Origin of the sequence: Streptomyces sp. S.PB5, from assembly GCF_030403745.1 — a bacterium.
Classification (GTDB): Bacteria; Actinomycetota; Actinomycetes; order Streptomycetales; family Streptomycetaceae; genus Streptomyces.
Genome location: NZ_JAQMWP010000007.1, coordinates 449,001 through 465,727, shown reverse-complemented (window position 1 = coordinate 465,727; position 16,727 = coordinate 449,001). Strand labels below are relative to the sequence as shown.

Genomic DNA, 16,727 nt, shown 5'->3' with positions numbered 1-16,727 from the left:
TCGCTTTTCCAACACTTCAGGGCAATACTTTGTGAATCCGCAGCGCTCGGTGAGCGACGAGTGACCAACTGTGCGCCGGATGTGGAGATGTGACGGGATGCGAGGAGGTTGCCCGGAGGTCGTGTGACCGATCTCGCATCGAGGAGACACGGGAGAACACTCGGATGACATCAGCAACCCTGCGTCGGGCAACGGTCTCGGGAGCGGTCCTGCTGTCCCTGCTGGCGGTCCCGGCACACGCCACGGCAGAGGACAGGGACACGGTCCCGACGAGTGCCGCGGCACTGGCGAAGCCCGATCTCGCGGGTCTGCGCGGTGTGCTGCGCACCGCCCTGCGACAGGGCGCGCCCGGTGCGATGGCCCGGATCGACGACGGCGACACCGTCCACCGCGCGGTCACCGGCCTCGCCGACCGCCGGACCCGACGCACCATCAGCACCCGCGACCGGTTCCGCATCGGCAGCGTCACCAAGACCTTCTCCGCCGTGGTGCTGCTGCAGCTGTCCGACGAGAAGAAGCTCAGGCTCGACGCGCCGGTCAACCGCTATCTGCCGGGCCTGCTCCCCGACGACCGGATCACCGTGCGCCACGTCCTGAGCCACCGCAGCGGTCTGTACGACTACACCAACGACATGTTCGCCCGCTCGGTCCCCGGCTTCGAGGCCGTCCGCACCAAGGTCTTCACCTACCGCCAGCTGGTGAACCGCTCGCTGCGCCACGCCCGCACCAACCGGCCCGGTGCCGCCTACTCGTACTCCAACACCAACTTCGTGGTCGCCGGCATGCTCATCGAGAAGCTCACCGGCCGCTCCGTGGGCACCGCGTACCAGAGCCGCATCATCGAGCCCCTCGCACTCGACGACACGCTGTACGTGCATCCCGCCACGAAGATCCCCGGCCGTCACACCCGCGGCTACCTGACACCGGACGCGGCGGGCGCCTGGCTCGTCGACGCCACCCGGCAGACGACGTCCTGGGCGCAGAGCGCGGGCGCGCTCATCTCCACCACCGGCGACCTGAACACCTTCCTGTCGGCGCTGCTCGGCGGAGAGCTGACCTCCGCCAAGAGCCTCAAGCAGATGCAGCGCATGTGGACGGTCAACAGCACCACGGCGTACGGCCTCGGCCTGCGCCGCCGCACCCTGTCCTGCGGGGTGTCGGTGTACGGCCACACAGGCGCCGTCCAGGGCTACTACACATACGCCTTCACCTCGAAGGACGGCAGACGCAGCCTCAGCGCGCTCGCCAACACCTCCAACAACGGGGCGGTGCTCAACACGATGACGGGCACCCTGGAGTCGGCCTTCTGCGGCAAGGCGACCAGGGCGGCACGGGGCTCGGCGGCCGTCGAGCGGTAAGAGGACGTCGCTCCGGGGGTGGCCCTGTTCTGACCGGGGGAACCCCGGTGGGCGGACGCACGTTTTCCGGACGACACCCCCACCGGGTTCCGCACCACGACACCAGGACGGCACGATGACCGAGTTGGTCCCCGGCGGCAATCTGCCCCTCCCGGGCGGTGCCGTGACCGTCCGGGTACCCGGTCCCTTCGATGTGTCCGCGCTGATCACCGACGACGGCGGCAAGGTGCGGGGCGACGGCGACTTCGTGTTCTACAACCAGCCCGCCGCCCCGGGGGCGCGACTGTCCGGCGACACCCTGACCGTCGACCCGGCGCGTCTGCGCCCGGGCGCCACGCGGATCACGGTCGCCGTCAGCGCGGCCGACCCCGGCACTCCCCTGGGCCTCCTGCCCTCCCCGACTCTGCTCGTCACCGGCCCGGGCGGCCGTCAGCTGACCCGGTTCGCCCCGCCGCGCCCGCGGCAGGAGACGGTCCTGCTGCTCGTGGAGATCTACCGGCGCGGCGCGGGCTGGAAGCTGCGGGCGCTGGGGCAGGGGTACGCGGACGGACTGGCCGGGCTGGCACGGGACTTCGGGGTGGAGGTGGCCGACGAAACGCCGCCGGCAGCGGCACCGGCGACGCCGCGCACCCCCGTCGCCCTGCGCGCACAGGCACCCACCACGCCCATCAGCCCCGGTGCTCCGCCGACCCCGTCACACAGCCCCACGGGTACGCCGCCATGGGGCGCGCCGCCCGCGTCTCGGGCACCGACACCCCGTGCCGGGCAGGCGGTCACCCCCAGCACGCCCCCACACGCCCCGCAGTCTCCCCACGCTCCGGCCCCCGACCCCGACGGCTTCCTCGCCCTGGTCAACCCGGCCCGCGCCGCCGCCGGTTCCCCGGCCGTCTCCCTCGACGCGCGCCTCGTCTGCGCCGCTCAGTCCCACGCCTCCGCCATGGCCGCGGCGGGACGCCTCGGCACCGAGGGCCGTGACGGCGTCTCCGTGTACCAGCGCCTGACCGCCACCGGATACACGTACATCACGGTCGGTGAACAGCTCGTCTCCGGCCCCCGCACCCCCGCCGAGTTCGTCGACTACTGTCTGCGCACCGACCAGCCCCGCCAGACCCTGCGCGAGGGGGCCTTCACCCATGTCGGGCTGGGCCGCGCGTCCGGCGGCCGCCACGGTGACACGTACTGGACGGCTCTGTGGGCCAGGCCGCTCACCCCGGGTGAGCTGACCCGTACCGCCGCCGAGGTCGTCGACCTCACCAACGGGGAACGCGCCCGGCACGGCCTGCCTCCCCTGGCCGTCGACCCGCACCTCACCACCGCCGCCCAGGCGCACAGCGCCGACATGATCGCCCGCTCCTTCTACTCCCACACCTCGCCGGACGGCAGCCGGCCCTGGGACCGGGCGGCCGCGGCCGGAGCGCGGCGGCGGTCGATCGGCGAGAACATAGCCTGCGGCCAGCGGTCCGCCGCCGAGGTCGTGGAGGGCTGGATGAACAGTCCGGGGCACCGGGCCAACATCCTCAAGCCCGACTTCACCCACATCGGAATCGGCTTCGCGGGCGGCGGCCCGGCGGGCACCTACTGGACCCAGCTCTTCGGCGCATGACCGAGCCCGCCCGACACACCGCCCGGCCCCATGGCGGAACGCGAACGTCCGGGACACGATGCCCGCATGAAGGGTGACCTCTTTTCCAGCGAGCACATGGTGCAGCCGGCCACGGCGCCGGGCATGACGGTCGAGAACGCCAAGTGCGTCAAGTACGCGGTGAACGGCGAGATGTTCGCCCGGCAGGGGGCGATGATCGCCTACCGGGGCAATCTCCAGTTCGAGCGCAAGGGCCAGGGTGTGGGCGGCATGCTCAAGCGCGCCGTCACCGGTGAGGGGCTGCCGCTGATGGCGGTCCGCGGCCAGGGCGAGGCCTGGTTCGCCCAGGAGGCGCAGAACGTCTTCGTCGTCGACATCGACCCCGGCGACGAGTTCACCGTCAACGGCCGCAACGTCCTGTGCTTCGACGCCTCGTTGTCGTACCGGATCGCGACCGTGAAGGGGGCGGGGGTCGCCGGCGGCGGCCTGTTCAACAGCGTCTTCACCGGGCACGGCCGACTGGGGCTGATCTGCGAGGGCAGTCCCCTCGTCATCCCGGTCTCGCCGCAGTACCCGGTCTACGTCGATACCGACGCGGTGGTCGGCTGGACCGCCGGTCTGCAGACCTCGCTGCACCGGTCCCAGTCCATCGGCTCGATGCTGCGCGGCGGTTCGGGCGAGGCCGTCCAGCTGATGCTGCAGGGGCAGGGGTACGTCGTCGTACGGCCGAGCGAGGCGACGCCGCAGAAGGCGCAGCAGCACTAGCCGTAAACCGATTTGACCTCTGCCGTGCACCGGGTCAGGGTGCGAGGGAGTACGTCCCTGCCCCGGAAAGGTGACTGTCTTGATCGGGATCTCCGACATCGAAGCCGCGGCCGAGCGGATCGCCGGACACGTCGTACGCACTCCGACCGTGCCGAGCCCCGGACTGTCCGCACTGCTCGGTGCGCCGGTCACCGCCAAGCTCGAACTGCTGCAGCACACCGGTTCGTTCAAGGCGCGCGGGGCGACGGCGAAGCTGCTGTCGCTCAGCGACGCCGAGCGGGCCGCCGGGGTGGTGGCGGTCAGCGGCGGCAACCACGGCATCGCGCTGGCGATGACGGCCGCCGCACTCGACGTGAAGGCCACCGTGGTCATGCCGCGCTCGGCCTCGGCCCGGGCCGTGGAGATCGCGGAGGACGCCGGTGCGTCGGTGCGGCTGACCGACGACATGGACAGCGCTTTCTCCCTCGTGAACCGGTTGCGGGACGAAGGGCTGACGCTGGTCCACCCCTTCGACGACCCGGTCGTGATCGCCGGACAGGGCACCGTGGGGCTGGAGTTCGCCGAGGACGCCGGTGAACTCACCGACGTCCTGGTCAGCATCGGAGGCGGTGGACTGATCGCCGGGGTCGCGGCGGCGCTGCGGGCCCGGCGGCCCGGGGTGCGGATCTGGGGTGTGGAGACCGAGGGCGCCGAGGCCATGTCCCGGGCGCTGGCCGCGGGCGGACCGGTGCCGGTCGCGCTGTCGTCGATCGTCACGACGCTCAGCGCGCCTGCCGTGTCCCGGCTGACGTACGACCATGTGTCGGCGCAGGTCGACGAGGTCCTCGTGGTCACCGACCGGGAGGCCGTGCAGGGCTCGCTCCAGCTCGCCGACCACGCCAAGGTGTGGGCGGAGCCCGCCGCCGGCTGTCTGCTGCCCGCGGCCCGGCGGGTGCTGGAACGGGTCGGCGACGGCGCCCGGCTGGGTCTGGTGGTGTGCGGGGGCAACGCCACGACCGGAGATGTCAAAATCTGGGCAGAACGTTTCGAACTGCTCTGACAGTTCGTCAATTCACTTGCGATGACTGGCCGTCAGGAAAAGCGCTTGCCGTTCGACTGAACGCATCCCGTCATACCCCTCGTACCTGTGGGAAAGGGTGAGAACCAGGGTTCGGCGAGGGATGACCATGGTCAAGGCGCACGTCTCCACACATGAGTTGGTGGCCGGAAGGTACCGGCTCCTGGAGGTCCTCCACCGCGAGACCAACCGCGTGTCCTGGTACGGCGAGGACGTCGAGGCCGGCCGGCCGTGTCTGCTCACCCAGATCGGCCTGCCGGCGGACCCTGAGGGCGAGAGCTCGCGGCGGGCGATCGCCCGGGTCATCCGCATGTCCGAGACCATGGGACGGCTCTGCCCTGGCCGGGTCGCCCCGGTCGTCGACGCCGTCGAGGAGTACGGCACCCTGTGGACCGTCACCGAGTGGATCGAGGGCACCCCGCTCGGTGAACTCCTGGAGCGGGAGGGCACGTTCGACCAGGTACGGGCGGCCCGTATCGGCCTCGAACTGCTCGATGTGCTGGAGGCCGGACACAGCCAGGGCATCACGCACGGCGAGCTCAGCCCGGGCCAGGTGTTCGTGCGGGACCGGTCCCCCCTCGTGGTCACCGGCTACGGACTGACCGGCGCGACCCTCACCCCCCGGGTCAGCGCCCCGTCGTACGCCTCCCCGGAACAGGCCCGCGACGAGCGGATCGGACCGGCGGCGGATCTGTGGGCACTGGGCGCGATGCTCTACACGATGGTCGAGGGCCGGCCGCCGTTCCGTGACCGGGACAGCCCGGAGACCACGCTGAAGGGCGTGGACCGGCTGCCGCTGCGCAGCCCGGTGCGGGCCGGTCCGCTCACCCAGATCGTGCAGGGGCTGCTCCGCAAGAACTCCCGCGAGCGACTGAGCCGCCAGGTGGTCCGCGAGGCGCTCACCCGCATCGTGGCCGAGGACCCCGACGCGGTTCTGGCGGCGGCTCCGCGGCAGTCCCGGCTGCGCGGCCTGGCCTCCGGGGGCCCCGGCCGGCGCAAGCGGGCCATGGTCGTCGGCACCGCGCTGGCCGTCGTCACCGTCGCGGTGGCGGTCGTCGCCGTGGCCCGTGAACTGCCCGGCGGCTCCGACGACTCCGCGGCCGGTGCGGCAACTCCCGGACCGTCGGCGACCGCGCCCCCCTCCGCTCCGGCGTCCGCGCCCGCGTCCGTGTCTCCGTCCGCCTCCGCGCCCGCGGCACCGCCGCGCCAGGCACCGGCCCCGACACCGACACCCACCCCGACGAGCGCTTCCCCGACAATTCGACAACCGGAGTTCCAGAAGTACGTCTCGCCGCAGGGCTTCTCCGTCTCCCTGCCCAAGGGCTGGAAGCCGTTGAGCACGACGAAGCAGGACGACCTGGCGTACCGGGTCGTGCTGGGCCGTGAGGGCGATCCGCGTACGCTCGCGGTCACCTTCAGCACACGGGTGGGCGACGACCCGGTCGCCGTCTGGCGTGACGACGTCGAGCCGGATCTGAAGGCGGCGGGCGACTACGTGCGGATCGGGGAGATCCGCGCGACGACGTACCAGGGCCGCGAGGCCGCCGACCTGGAGTGGCTCGACACCGTCGAGGGCACCCGCGTGCACACCCTGGGCCGCGGCTTCCTCATCGGCTCGGGCCGCGGTTTCTCGCTGCGCTGGACGACGCCCGCGGACGACTGGGACGACGCCGCCAACCAGCAGGCCCTGAGCACGGTCCTGCACACCTTCCGGATCCCGTCAGGCTGAGTCCCGGGGTGCGCACATCGCCCGGATCCGGGAGCTGTGCAGCGGCTGCGTGCGCCACTTCGCGGTGAACGTCCGGTCCGTGAGCGAGCAGGACAGGTCCACGTGGTGCGGTGTCTCCAGCAGTGCCACGTCGAGGACGAGGGTGTCCTCGTCGGTCCATCCCCCGCTCACGGCGGCGGGCACCGGTCCTTCGGTGACGGTCCAGCCGGGTTCACCGAACCGCAGTTCCAGCCGCCGGCCGTCCTCGACGAGGGTCAGGGACCGGCCCTCCTCGTCCACCTCGACCGCCGTGAGCTTGGGCAAGCCCTCGCAGCCACCGTCGTACGGCGTGAACACGGCCGTCTCCTTCAGGGTCGCGGCCTTGCCCGCGGCCGGTGGCAGCGCGAGCCGGGACATCCGCTCGGCGAGCGCGGTGTCCGCCGCCTCGCGCCCGGACAGCGGCGCGGCGCCGAACGCGGGGAGCAGGTGCTCCCAGACCAGGTCCAGCACCGCCTGCATCTGCTCGGTGTCGCCGGTGAACGCGACCACCGCGTCCTGCTCGGGCAGCACCAGGCAGTACTGCCCGTACGCCCCGTCGCCGCGGTAGCCGTGCCGGGACATCCAGAACTGGAAGCCGTAGCCCTGCCGCCAGTCGGCCCACCCTCCCTCGTCGCTGTTGCGGATGTGCGGTCGGGTCGCCTCCTCGACCCATCCCTCGGGCAGCAGCCGCTCGCCCTCCCACACTCCGCCCCGGAGATACAGCTGGCCGAGCCGGGCGATCGCGTCCGTGGTGGCGTGCAGCCCGCTGAAGCCCAGCTGGCGTCCGGTCCGGTCCGCCACCCACGCCACGTCCCCGATGCCGAGGGGGTCGAAGAGGCGCGGACGCAGATAGTCGGTGAGGGACTGTCCGGTCACCCGCTGGACGATCGCGGCGAGGGTGTAGGTGGTGGGCTGGTTGTAGGCGAAGACCGTGCCGGGGTCGCGGTCCGGCGGCAGCAGGAGGAAGCCGCGCACCGGCTCCTCGCGGTCGGCCGCCAGTGCCCGGTCATGGGTCTCGGCCTCGTGGCCGCTGGCCATCGTCGTGACATGCCGCACGAGCATCGCGCGGCTGCGCGGGTCGGTGATGTCGGCGTCGAACTCCGGGAAGTACGAGATCACCGTGTCGTCGAGCCGCAGCAGTCCCTCGGCGACGGCGAAGGCGGCGGCCGTCGCGGTGAAGCTCTTGCTGAGCGAGTACAGCAGATGGAGGCGGTCGGCGGTGTACGGCGCCCACCAGCCGCAGGCCACGACCTTGCCGTGGCGCAGGACCATCAGGCTGTGCGGTTCGATGTCCGGTGCGGCTTCGAGGGCGTCGAGGAGGGCGTGGACACCGGTCGCGTCGACGCCCTCGGCGGACGGGGTGCTCGTGGGCAGGGGGCGAACACTCATACGGTCATCCTCCACGGCGATCCGGCCATGATCCAGACGCCCGCGAGCCGTTTTCGCTCCCGCAGCCCGGGGACTCGCGCCTTATGGTGCAAATCGGATACACGATGATGACCGAGCAGGCGGGCCCTCGTGACCTCGTCGACCATGTGGTGCGGGCCGAGGAGGCCGGCTTCGACTTCTCCGTGACCTCGGACCACTACTTTCCGTGGCTGCGCTCGCAGGGTCACTCGCCCTACGCGTGGAGTGTGCTGGGCGCGGCTGCGCAGGCGACGACACGCATCCCGCTCATGACGTACGTGACCTGTCCGACCTTCCGCTACCACCCCGCCGTGGTGGCCCAGAAGGCCGCGACGATGCAGCTGCTCTCCGAGGGCCGGTTCCGGCTGGGGCTCGGTTCGGGGGAGAATCTCAACGAGCATGTGGTGGGCGGCGGTTGGCCGTCCGCGGATGTGCGGCACGAGATGCTCCAGGAGGCGGTGGAGATCATCCGGGCGCTCTTCCGGGGCGGGCATGTGAACCATCGGGGCACCCACTTCGACGTGGAGTCGGCGCGGCTGTGGGACCTCCCCGACGAACCGCCGCCCCTCGGTGTCGCGGTCTCCGGCGAGCAGTCCTGCGAGCTGGCGGGCCGCCTGGCCGACCTGGTGATCGCGACCGAGCCGAAGGCGGGACTCCTCGACGCCTTCGACCGGCACGGCGGCTCGGGCAAGCCCCGCGTCGGCCAGCTCCCGGTCTGCCACGACCCCGACCGGGACACCGCGGTGAAGCGCGCGCACGCCCAGTTCCGCTGGTTCGGCGGCGGCTGGAAGGTCAACTCCGAGCTGCCGCACCCCGATTCCTTCGAGGGCGCCACCCAGTTCGTGACGCAGGACGACGTCGCCGACTCCATCCCGTGCGGCGACGACCCGGACGACTTCGTCGAGGCGGTACGGCCGTACGCGGAGGCCGGGTTCACCGAGATCGCCCTGGTGCAGATCGGCGGCGAGTCGCAGCCGGCGTATCTGGAGTGGGCGGAGAAGACGCTGCTGCCCGCTCTCCGCGACGCCTTCGGCCACGAGACACACAGGGCCTGACAAAGCATCTCCAATGGGTGGATATAGGCTGCCTCCCTGCACCTGTGCAGTACGACCGGGCACCTGTGCACACGACCGGCCCCCACCCAGGAGAGTCACCTGTGACCCTAGCGATCGCCCCGTCCGAGACGTCACCCGCGCCCCTGTCCGACCTCGTCGCCCGGGACGCGCGCGAGTTCGGTGCCTATGCGCGGACCGGTGGATGGGCCTTCGGCCTGATGGTCGCCCGCAGTGTGCGGCCCGGCGGCCAGGGCGCGGACGAGACGCCGAAGGTGTCCGCGAAGGAGTTCGCCGAGCTCGCGGGCTGCTCCGCGGATCGTGTCATGCGCTACTACAAGGCCTGGGACCGGGCCGCCGACGACGGTCTCGTCCCGCACTTCGAGGCGATCGCGCCGGGCCAGGAGGTGGAGCTGCCGGACGCCGACGTGTGGCTGAGCTACTACGTCTCCCGCAACAGCGCCGGCTCCGAGCGCGGCACCGCCATCTCCGAGGCGGCCGAGGCCGAGGGGATCCGCCCGACGAAGGCGCTGGAGGTCGCCGAGAACCCCACCGCGCTGCGCGCCGCGATCCTCGCCGACCCCTCCACCGCCCGCGCCGCCCGCCAGGCCCTCCTGGACCGGGTCCGCGAGGACCCCGAGCTCCAGGCCGAGCTGGCCCGGGACGTGGTGCGCACCGACGACCTCAAGAAGGCCGTCGCCACCGAGAGCCGGTCCGCCGACCGCATCGACTACGTCCGCCAGATCGCCGAGTCCGGCCAGATCAAGACCCCCGCCGGACAGACCGTCGACGCCCCCGCCGACCTCCGCCAGGAGGCCGAGCGGCACCTGTCGCTCCTCGACGAGCTGGACGAGGACGAGGACACCGGCGAGTGGGCCACCGAGGCCTACGGCACCATGAGGACCCTCGTCGTCGAGGCCGTGGAGGCCGATCCCGAACTCCGTGTCCAGGAGCGGCGGACGAAGTTCTACAGCAGCCTCCAGAAGGCCACGAAGGTCTTCGAGGAGCTGACCTTCGACGACGCGCAGGACTTCTACGAGGACGACATGGTCGCGCAGCTGGAGGAATTGCAGCAGGCCATCGGCGCGTGCATCACCGCGCTGCGCGGAGCTCGCGGAAATCAGCCGCAGGACTGAGCATTTCGCGCGTGGGAGGGGTACTTGAGGACACCAAGCCCGTTCTCCCCGGAGGCGCTCCCCCGTGAACGTGAAGCCCTACGTGCACAAGACCTTCGTCGTACAGCTCCAGGCGGGCGACACGGACCGCTTCCCCGTGCTCGCCCACCTGGGGTACGACCCCGACGACCCGTTCGCCGTCACGGCGGTGTTCAGCCTCGACGGCCGGGTGCTGGCCCGGTGGCGCCTGGACCGGGAGATGGTCGCCGAGGGGCTGGCCGGTCCGGTCGGTGTCGGCGACGTACGGCTTCGCCCGGTGTCGTCGGGTGCGCAGCGGGAGCTGCGCATGGAGTTCCTCGGCGACCCGCTGCCGGGCGGCGGCCGGCATCACGCGGTGGTGTTCGTGTGGGCCCCGGCGATCGCGTCGTTCCTCAGCCGTACCTACGACGTGGTGCTGCCGGGGCAGGAGGAGATCAGGGTCGACGACTTCCTCGCTGAGGTGATCGCGCGGGGCTGAGCTGAGTAGCGGTACTCATGCCCGGGGGCGGCCGCGCCGACACGATGGGGCTCCGACGACAAGGAGCCCCGAAATGACAGCAGTTCGCCGCCCTCTGCCCCCTCTTCTCGCCGGAGTCGTGGTCGTGGGAGCGGCCCTCTCCGCCTGGGGGCCGCAGGACCGCACGACGTGGTTCCTGGAGACGGTGTGGGTGCTGATCGGCCTGCCGCTGATCGTGCTGACCTGGCGCCGCTTCCCGCTCACCGATCTGCTGTGCGCCCTGCTGGCCGCCCACGCGCTCGTGCTGCTGATCGGCGGCCACTACACCTACGCCGAGGTGCCGTTCGGGAACTGGCTGCGCGACGAACTGGGCCTGGAGCGCAATCCCTACGACCGGTTCGGCCACCTCATGCAGGGCTTCGTGCCGGCGGTGCTGGTGCGGGAGCTGCTCAGCCGTACCTCGCCGCTGCGCGGGAGCCGCTGGCTGGCGCCGCTGACGGTGTGCGCGTGTCTGGCCTTCAGCGCCGTCTTCGAGATGCTGGAGTGGCTGGCCGCGGTGACCGGCGGTCAGGCGGCGGACGCCTTCCTGGCCACCCAGGGCGATGTGTGGGACACCCAGTGGGACATGTTCTGCGCCCTGATCGGCGCCACCGTGTCGGTGCTGGTGTGGCGTCGGCTGCACGACCGGCAACTGGCCCGGCTGCTCGACGGACGGCCGGCCGCGCCGCGTCTCACTCCGTCGTATAGCGCCGCCTGACCCACAGCGGCAGCAGGAACCAGCACACCAGGTACCAGGCGACCACCGCGGTGACCAGCCAGGGCACGAACGGGTCGTGGGTGGCGACCCGGAGGATCAGCAGGAGCGACGCCCCGGTCGTGGCGAGCAGCAGCACCAGGCCGATGAAGGTCAGCCGGGCCGCCCACTGCACCGCGCGGGGCTTGATGAGCCGCCCGGACACCAGCCGGTGCAGGGAGACCGGGCCGATGAGGGCGCCGGTGGCGGTGGCGCCCAGGACGACCGTCACGATGTAGATGGTCTTCTCGGTGTCCCCGAGGTCGGCGTACTTCGGGGTGAAGACGACGGTCAGCAGGAAGCCGAACAGGATCTGCACGCCCATCTGGGCGACACGGATCTCCTGCATGAGCTCGCCCCACATGCGGTCGGCGCGCTCGTCCTCGGTCTCGTCACGTCCCGTGCGCGTTTCGGCTGCCTGCACCATGCGGGACGGGTAACCCGGCGTCTGATCGTTCAAACAGCCGGGTGCCCCGCCCACCGGACTACCAGCGGCTCTCGACCTGGTCCTTGATCCGCCGCTCGTAGAGGTCCCGGATCGCGGCGAGCGTCTCGTCCGAGAGCTCCGGCAGCGCCGCGGCGGCCGCGTTGGCCCGGGCCTGCTCGGGGTTGCGGGCCCCGGGGATCACGGTGGTCACACCCGGCTGCTGGATGATCCAGCGCAGCGCCAGCTGGGCCGGGGTGTACCCCTCGGGCGCGAGGGCGGAGAACTCGGCGGCCGCCTCCACGCCCGTCACGTAGTCGACGCCGGAGAAGGTCTCGCCGACGTCGAAGGACTCGCCGTGCCGGTTGTAGGTCCGGTGGTCGTTCTCCGGGAAGACCGTGTCCTTGGTGTACTTGCCGGACAGCAGGCCGGAGGCCAGCGGGACCCGCACGATGATGCCGACGCCCGCCTCCTGCGCCGCGGGGAGCACCTGGGCCAGCGGCTTCATACGGAAGGCGTTGAAGATGATCTGCACGCTCGCCACACCCGGCCGGGCGATCGCGGTCAGGGCCTCCTCGCAGGTCTCCACGCTGACGCCGTAGGCGGCGATGCGCTCCTCCGCGACGAGGGTGTCCAGCGCGTCGTACACCTCGTCCGTCGAGTAGACCGGGGTCGGCGGGCAGTGCAGCTGCACCAGGTCCAGCCGGTCGACGCCGAGGTTGCGTCGGGAACGGTCGTTCCAGGCGCGGAAGTTGTCGAGAACGTAGTTCTCCGGGAGCTGCTCGACCCGGCGACCCATCTTGGTGGCGACCAGCACATGCAGGTCGGGCCGGCTCCGCAGGAACGCGGCGATCGTCTGCTCGCTGCGTCCGTCGCCGTACACATCGGCGGTGTCGAAGAAGGTCACGCCGGACTCGGCGGCGGCCTCCAGTACCGAAAGGGCTTCCTTGTCGTCGACGTCTCCCCAGTCGGCACCCAACTGCCACGTGCCGAGACCGACGACGGATGCCTGCTGACCCAACCTGCGGAAAGTGCGCTCGTCCATGGCGTCAGTCTGTCATCCGTCACCGACGTACGCGGAACGGGCTCCTCCATCCCGCCACCTGTGGATGATTCACTCACATGAGTGATTCATTTCGACGGACAAGCGCTCTCTGTCAACCCGGTCCCTAGCTTGTGCCCGTGACGGACAACTGGACCCGCAGAAGCTTCCTCCTGAGCGCAGCCGCTCTCACCCTGCTCCCGGCGGACCCGGCCGTGGCCGCGCAGGAACTGCCGGACTTCCCGGCCGGCGTCGCCCTCCACCGCTCGGCGTACCGCAACTGGGCCGGCGAGATCACCGCGGACGGCCTGTGGGCCTGTGCGCCGGCCGACGGCGAGCAGGTGGTCTCCGTCGTCAACTGGGCCTGGCGCAACGGCTGGCGGGTGCGCCCCCGCGGCTACGCGCACGGCTGGTCCCCGCTGACGATCACCGAGGGCACGGCGTCGGACGCGCCCGTGCTGCTCGTCGACACGACCACGCATCTGACCGGCCTGTCCGTTGAGGCGCCGCACGCCGTACGGGCCGGCGCCGGCGTCTCCCTGGAGACCCTGCTGACCTTCCTGGAGGGGCACGGCCTCGGACTCACCGCCGCGCCCGCCCCCGGCGACCTCACCCTCGGTGGCGCCCTCGCGATCGACGCGCACGGCAGTGCCGTCCCGGCGCAGGGCGAGCAGCGGCTGCCGGGGCAGACGTACGGCTCGCTCAGCAACCGGGTGCTGTCGGTGACGGCGGTGGTGTGGGACGAGAGCACCGGGGCCTACGCCCTGCGGACCTACGGGCGCGACGAGGCCGACGCCGCGGCGTTGCTGACCCACCTCGGGCGGACCTTCGTCACCGAGGTGGTGCTGCGGGTCGGCGAAAACTCGAACCTGCGCTGCGTCAGCCGTACGGACATCCCGGCCGGCGAGCTCTTCGCCGCACCCGGCGGCGACGGGCGCACGCTCGCCGGTTTCCTCGACGAGGCCGGTCGGGTGGAGGCGATCTGGTTCGCGTTCACGGAGTTCCCCTGGTTCAAGGTGTGGTCCGTCGAGCCGGTGAAGCCGCTGACCTCACGGCGCGTGACCTCGCCGTACAACTACCCCTTCTCCGACAACGTCCCGACGCCGGTGGCGGAGCTCGCGGGGCGGATGGTGTCGGACGCGGCCTGGTATCTGGCGCCGGTGCTCGGCAACGCACAGTACGACGCCGCCGCACTCGGCCTGGTGGCGACACTGTCCGCCGACATCTGGGGGCCGTCGAAGAACACGCTGCTGTACATCAGACCGACCACGCTGCGGGTCAACGCCAACGGGTACGCGGTGCTCACCTCCCGGGGCCAGGTGCAGCGGGTGGTGGCCGGGTTCACCGCGTTCTACCGGGAGCGGCTCATGGCGTACGCCGCTCTGGGGCGCTTCCCGGTCAACGGCTCGGTGGAGATCCGCGTGACGGGCCTCGACGACCCGGCCGAGGCCGAACTGGCCGGTGCCCGGGCCCCCTTGCTCTCCGCGCTGCGGCCCGACGGCGAGCACCCGGAGTGGGACACCGCCGTCTGGCTGGACGTGCTGACGCTGCCGGGGACGCCGTACGCGGAGGAGTTCCTGCGCGAGCTGGAGCAGTTCCTGCTGGACAGCCATGACGGCACGGACGCGCTCACCCGCGTCGAGTGGTCCAAGGGCTGGGCCTACACGCGAGACGCGGTGTGGGACGACGAGGAGGTGCTGGGCACGGTGGTGCCGGCGTCCCTCGGTGAGGGCGTCTGGGGACAGGCCGCCGGGATCCTGGACCGCCTCGACCCGCACCGCATGTTCGGCAACGCCTTCCTTGACCGGCTGTTCCGTTAGGGCGTGAGCTGTGCCTGCACCACGGGCGCGTACCGGTCGACGATGTCGTCGACCGTGCTCGCCCTCAGCCGGGCCCCGCGGGCGACGCCGTACATCACGCCGAGGCCCAGCAGGGTGCCGACGGCGAGTTCGGCGCGCAGACCGGTGTCGGGGCCGGTGAGGCGGTCGGCGAGGCGGTCGGTGACCTGGGTGCGGAAGTTGTCGCGGAGGATGTCGCCCTGCTCGCCGTGCAGGGGTGCGAAGGCGATCCGCAGCAGGGGGTCGGCGCCACGCTCGGTCTGGCTCAGCAGGACGTGCCGGACCATGTGGCGGCCGAGTTCCTCCAGCGGGGCGTCCAGCAGGGCCTCCGCGTCGGCCTCGAAGGACATGACGCGGGCGAAGAGGGCGTCCTTGTTGCCGAAGTACTTCAGGATCAACGGCGGGCTCACGCCGGCGCGTTCGGCGACCGCCTTGAGCGTGATGTCGGCGTGGGCGTGCCGGGCCAGGAGATAGCGGGCAGACCTGAGGATGGCGGCCTTGGTCGCCTCGGCGTCCCGGCGTACGGACGTGGACGTCGCCGCGGACGTGGACGTGGCGGCGGTCGGTGGAGTGCTCACAGGACTCATGCTCGCTCCATCACCTCCTTGCGGGCACCCCGGGCCCGGCGTGTCTCGCCGGCCGCCGGGTCGCCGGGGATGCACAGCGCGGTCGCGGCCCCCAGCAGCGCGACCACACCGGCGATGCCGAACGCCACCAGATAGGCGCGCAGGGTGGCCACCGGGAGTCCCCCGACCGGGCTCGTGTGCTGGACCAGCACCGCCGCCACCGCGGCGCTCGACACCGCCTGCCCGATCGTGCGCATCAGGACGTTGACGCCGTTGGCGGAGGCGGTCTGTCCGGCCGGGACGGCGTGCAGGATGAGGGTGGGCAACGCCGAGTAGGCCAAGGTCGTGCCCGTACCCACGACCGCGGCCCCGACCATGATCATCCACAGGTCGTGGCTGTCGACGATCCGCACGCCATAGCCGGCCGCGATGACGAGCGCCCCGAGGGCGAGCGTCACGCGCGGCCCACGGGCGGCCGAGATCCGCGCCGAGACCGGCGAGAACAGCAGCATGATGAGGCCGCCCGGCAGCAGCACGAGTCCGGTCTGCACGATCGACAGCCCGAGCCCGTACCCGGTCGCCTCGGGCGCCTGCACGAGCTGCGCGGTGACCAGGGAGTTGGCGTAGAACGCGAACCCGGTCAGCAGCGCGGCCACGTGCGACAGCCCGACCCGCGGCTTCGACACCAGCCGCAGATCGACCAGCGGCCGTTCGGCCCGCAGCTGGTACCACCACCACAGCGCCGTCACCACGGCGGCGGCACCGAAGAGACCCAGGATCCGCGGGCTGCCCCACCCCCACTGCCCGCCCCGCGAGACCCCGAGCAGCAGACACACCAGACCGGCGGCCAGACCGACGGTGCCGGGGATGTCGAACCGCCCGCGCTCCCGCACCGGGGACTCCCGCACCGCCCACCACACCCCGGCCACGCCGATGGCGCCCAGGGCGGCGGTCACCCAGAACATGGTGTGCCAGTCGGCGTACTGCACGATGAGCGCCGCGAGCGGCAGGCCCAGCGCGGCGCCGATGCCGACGGTCGAGCTCATCAGCGCCACCGCGTGACCCCGGCGCTCCGGCGGGAGCTCGTCGCGCAGGACGCTGATGGACAGCGGTACGACGGCGGAGGCGGCGCCGGACAGGGCGCGGGCGGCGATGAGCACCCGGATGTCGTCGGAGAGCGCGCACAGCACCGAGCCGACGGTCATCAGTCCGAGCGCCGCCATCAGGACCCGGCGTTTGCCGTACATGTCCCCGGCCCGGCCGAGGACCGGGGTGAGGACGGCGCCGGAGAGCAGGGTCGCGGTGACCATCCAGGAGACGGTGCCGGGAGAGGCGCCGGTGAGCCGCGGCAGGGCCGGGAGCAGGGGCACGACCACGGTCTGCATGACGGCCATGAGGATGCCGCCGAAGGCCAGCACCGGGATGGTCAGCCGCTCCCGCGGAGGCCGGGGTATCGCAGCGGGCTCGTCCATCGAAACTCCAGCG

Annotated in this window: 15 protein-coding genes; 10 read left to right on the top strand and 5 right to left on the bottom strand. The window is 71.8% G+C overall.

Going from position 1 to position 16,727, the window contains the following annotated elements:
• The first annotated feature begins 164 nt into the window (after window positions 1-164).
• From PH203_RS21055 to PH203_RS21035, 5 genes are all read left to right on the top strand, one after another.
• Window positions 165-1,358: a serine hydrolase domain-containing protein gene (locus tag PH203_RS21055; RefSeq protein WP_289921814.1), complete on the top strand. Its 1,194-nt coding sequence runs from the start codon at window positions 165-167 to the stop codon at window positions 1,356-1,358.
• A gap of 115 nt (window positions 1,359-1,473) precedes the next feature.
• Window positions 1,474-2,961 (top strand): CAP domain-containing protein, encoded by a 1,488-nt coding sequence (locus PH203_RS21050; RefSeq protein ID WP_289921813.1) that lies wholly within the window; start codon window positions 1,474-1,476, stop codon window positions 2,959-2,961.
• A gap of 66 nt (window positions 2,962-3,027) precedes the next feature.
• The gene (locus PH203_RS21045) at window positions 3,028-3,705 is read left to right on the top strand and encodes an AIM24 family protein (RefSeq protein ID WP_289921812.1); all 678 of its coding nucleotides are present in this window, start codon (window positions 3,028-3,030) and stop codon (window positions 3,703-3,705) included.
• 79 nt (window positions 3,706-3,784) lie between these two features.
• On the top strand, window positions 3,785-4,744 hold the full coding sequence (locus PH203_RS21040) for a threonine/serine dehydratase (protein WP_289921811.1): 960 nt from the start codon (window positions 3,785-3,787) through the stop codon (window positions 4,742-4,744).
• Between the two features lie 121 nt (window positions 4,745-4,865).
• Window positions 4,866-6,491: a serine/threonine-protein kinase gene (locus PH203_RS21035; RefSeq protein WP_289921809.1), complete on the top strand. Its 1,626-nt coding sequence runs from the start codon at window positions 4,866-4,868 to the stop codon at window positions 6,489-6,491.
• Here the strand turns inward: PH203_RS21035 and PH203_RS21030 are convergent.
• A complete protein-coding gene (locus PH203_RS21030; protein ID WP_289921808.1) occupies window positions 6,483-7,898 on the bottom strand; it encodes a serine hydrolase domain-containing protein in 1,416 nt (471 codons plus the stop codon). The two genes, PH203_RS21035 and PH203_RS21030, sit on opposite strands and share 9 nt — an antisense overlap.
• An 83-nt stretch (window positions 7,899-7,981) precedes the next feature.
• Between PH203_RS21030 and PH203_RS21025 the strand changes: the two genes are divergently transcribed.
• The 4 genes from PH203_RS21025 to PH203_RS21010 all read left to right on the top strand — a co-directional run bounded on the left by PH203_RS21025 (window position 7,982) and on the right by PH203_RS21010 (window position 11,336).
• Window positions 7,982-8,971, top strand: a complete 990-nt coding sequence (locus PH203_RS21025) for an LLM class F420-dependent oxidoreductase (protein ID WP_289921807.1) — start codon at window positions 7,982-7,984, stop codon at window positions 8,969-8,971.
• Between the two features lie 101 nt (window positions 8,972-9,072).
• A complete protein-coding gene (locus PH203_RS21020) occupies window positions 9,073-10,104 on the top strand; it encodes a hypothetical protein (protein ID WP_289921806.1) in 1,032 nt (343 codons plus the stop codon).
• Between the two features lie 70 nt (window positions 10,105-10,174).
• The gene (locus PH203_RS21015; protein WP_289921907.1) at window positions 10,175-10,600 is read left to right on the top strand and encodes an SsgA family sporulation/cell division regulator; all 426 of its coding nucleotides are present in this window, start codon (window positions 10,175-10,177) and stop codon (window positions 10,598-10,600) included.
• Window positions 10,601-10,673: 73 nt separating this feature from the next.
• Window positions 10,674-11,336, top strand: a complete 663-nt coding sequence (locus tag PH203_RS21010) for a DUF2238 domain-containing protein (protein WP_289921805.1) — start codon at window positions 10,674-10,676, stop codon at window positions 11,334-11,336.
• Here the strand turns inward: PH203_RS21010 and PH203_RS21005 are convergent.
• Window positions 11,311-11,799: a DUF6328 family protein gene (locus PH203_RS21005; RefSeq protein WP_289921804.1), complete on the bottom strand. Its 489-nt coding sequence runs from the start codon at window positions 11,797-11,799 to the stop codon at window positions 11,311-11,313. The genes PH203_RS21010 and PH203_RS21005 overlap by 26 nt on opposite strands.
• Window positions 11,800-11,857: 58 nt before the next feature.
• Window positions 11,858-12,841 (bottom strand): aldo/keto reductase, encoded by a 984-nt coding sequence (locus PH203_RS21000; protein ID WP_289921803.1) that lies wholly within the window; start codon window positions 12,839-12,841, stop codon window positions 11,858-11,860.
• 137 nt (window positions 12,842-12,978) lie between these two features.
• On the opposite strand from PH203_RS21000, the gene PH203_RS20995 reads away from it, so the two are divergent.
• On the top strand, window positions 12,979-14,658 hold the full coding sequence (locus tag PH203_RS20995) for a cholesterol oxidase substrate-binding domain-containing protein (protein WP_289921802.1): 1,680 nt from the start codon (window positions 12,979-12,981) through the stop codon (window positions 14,656-14,658).
• Here the strand turns inward: PH203_RS20995 and PH203_RS20990 are convergent.
• Window positions 14,655-15,263 carry a TetR family transcriptional regulator gene (locus PH203_RS20990; protein ID WP_289921800.1) on the bottom strand — a complete coding sequence of 203 codons (609 nt, stop codon included), beginning with the start codon at window positions 15,261-15,263 and terminating at the stop codon, window positions 14,655-14,657. The two genes, PH203_RS20995 and PH203_RS20990, sit on opposite strands and share 4 nt — an antisense overlap.
• Window positions 15,260-16,714 (bottom strand): MFS transporter, encoded by a 1,455-nt coding sequence (locus tag PH203_RS20985; RefSeq protein ID WP_289921799.1) that lies wholly within the window; start codon window positions 16,712-16,714, stop codon window positions 15,260-15,262. The genes PH203_RS20990 and PH203_RS20985 overlap by 4 nt, the downstream gene beginning before the upstream one ends.
• Window positions 16,715-16,727 lie beyond the last annotated feature (13 nt).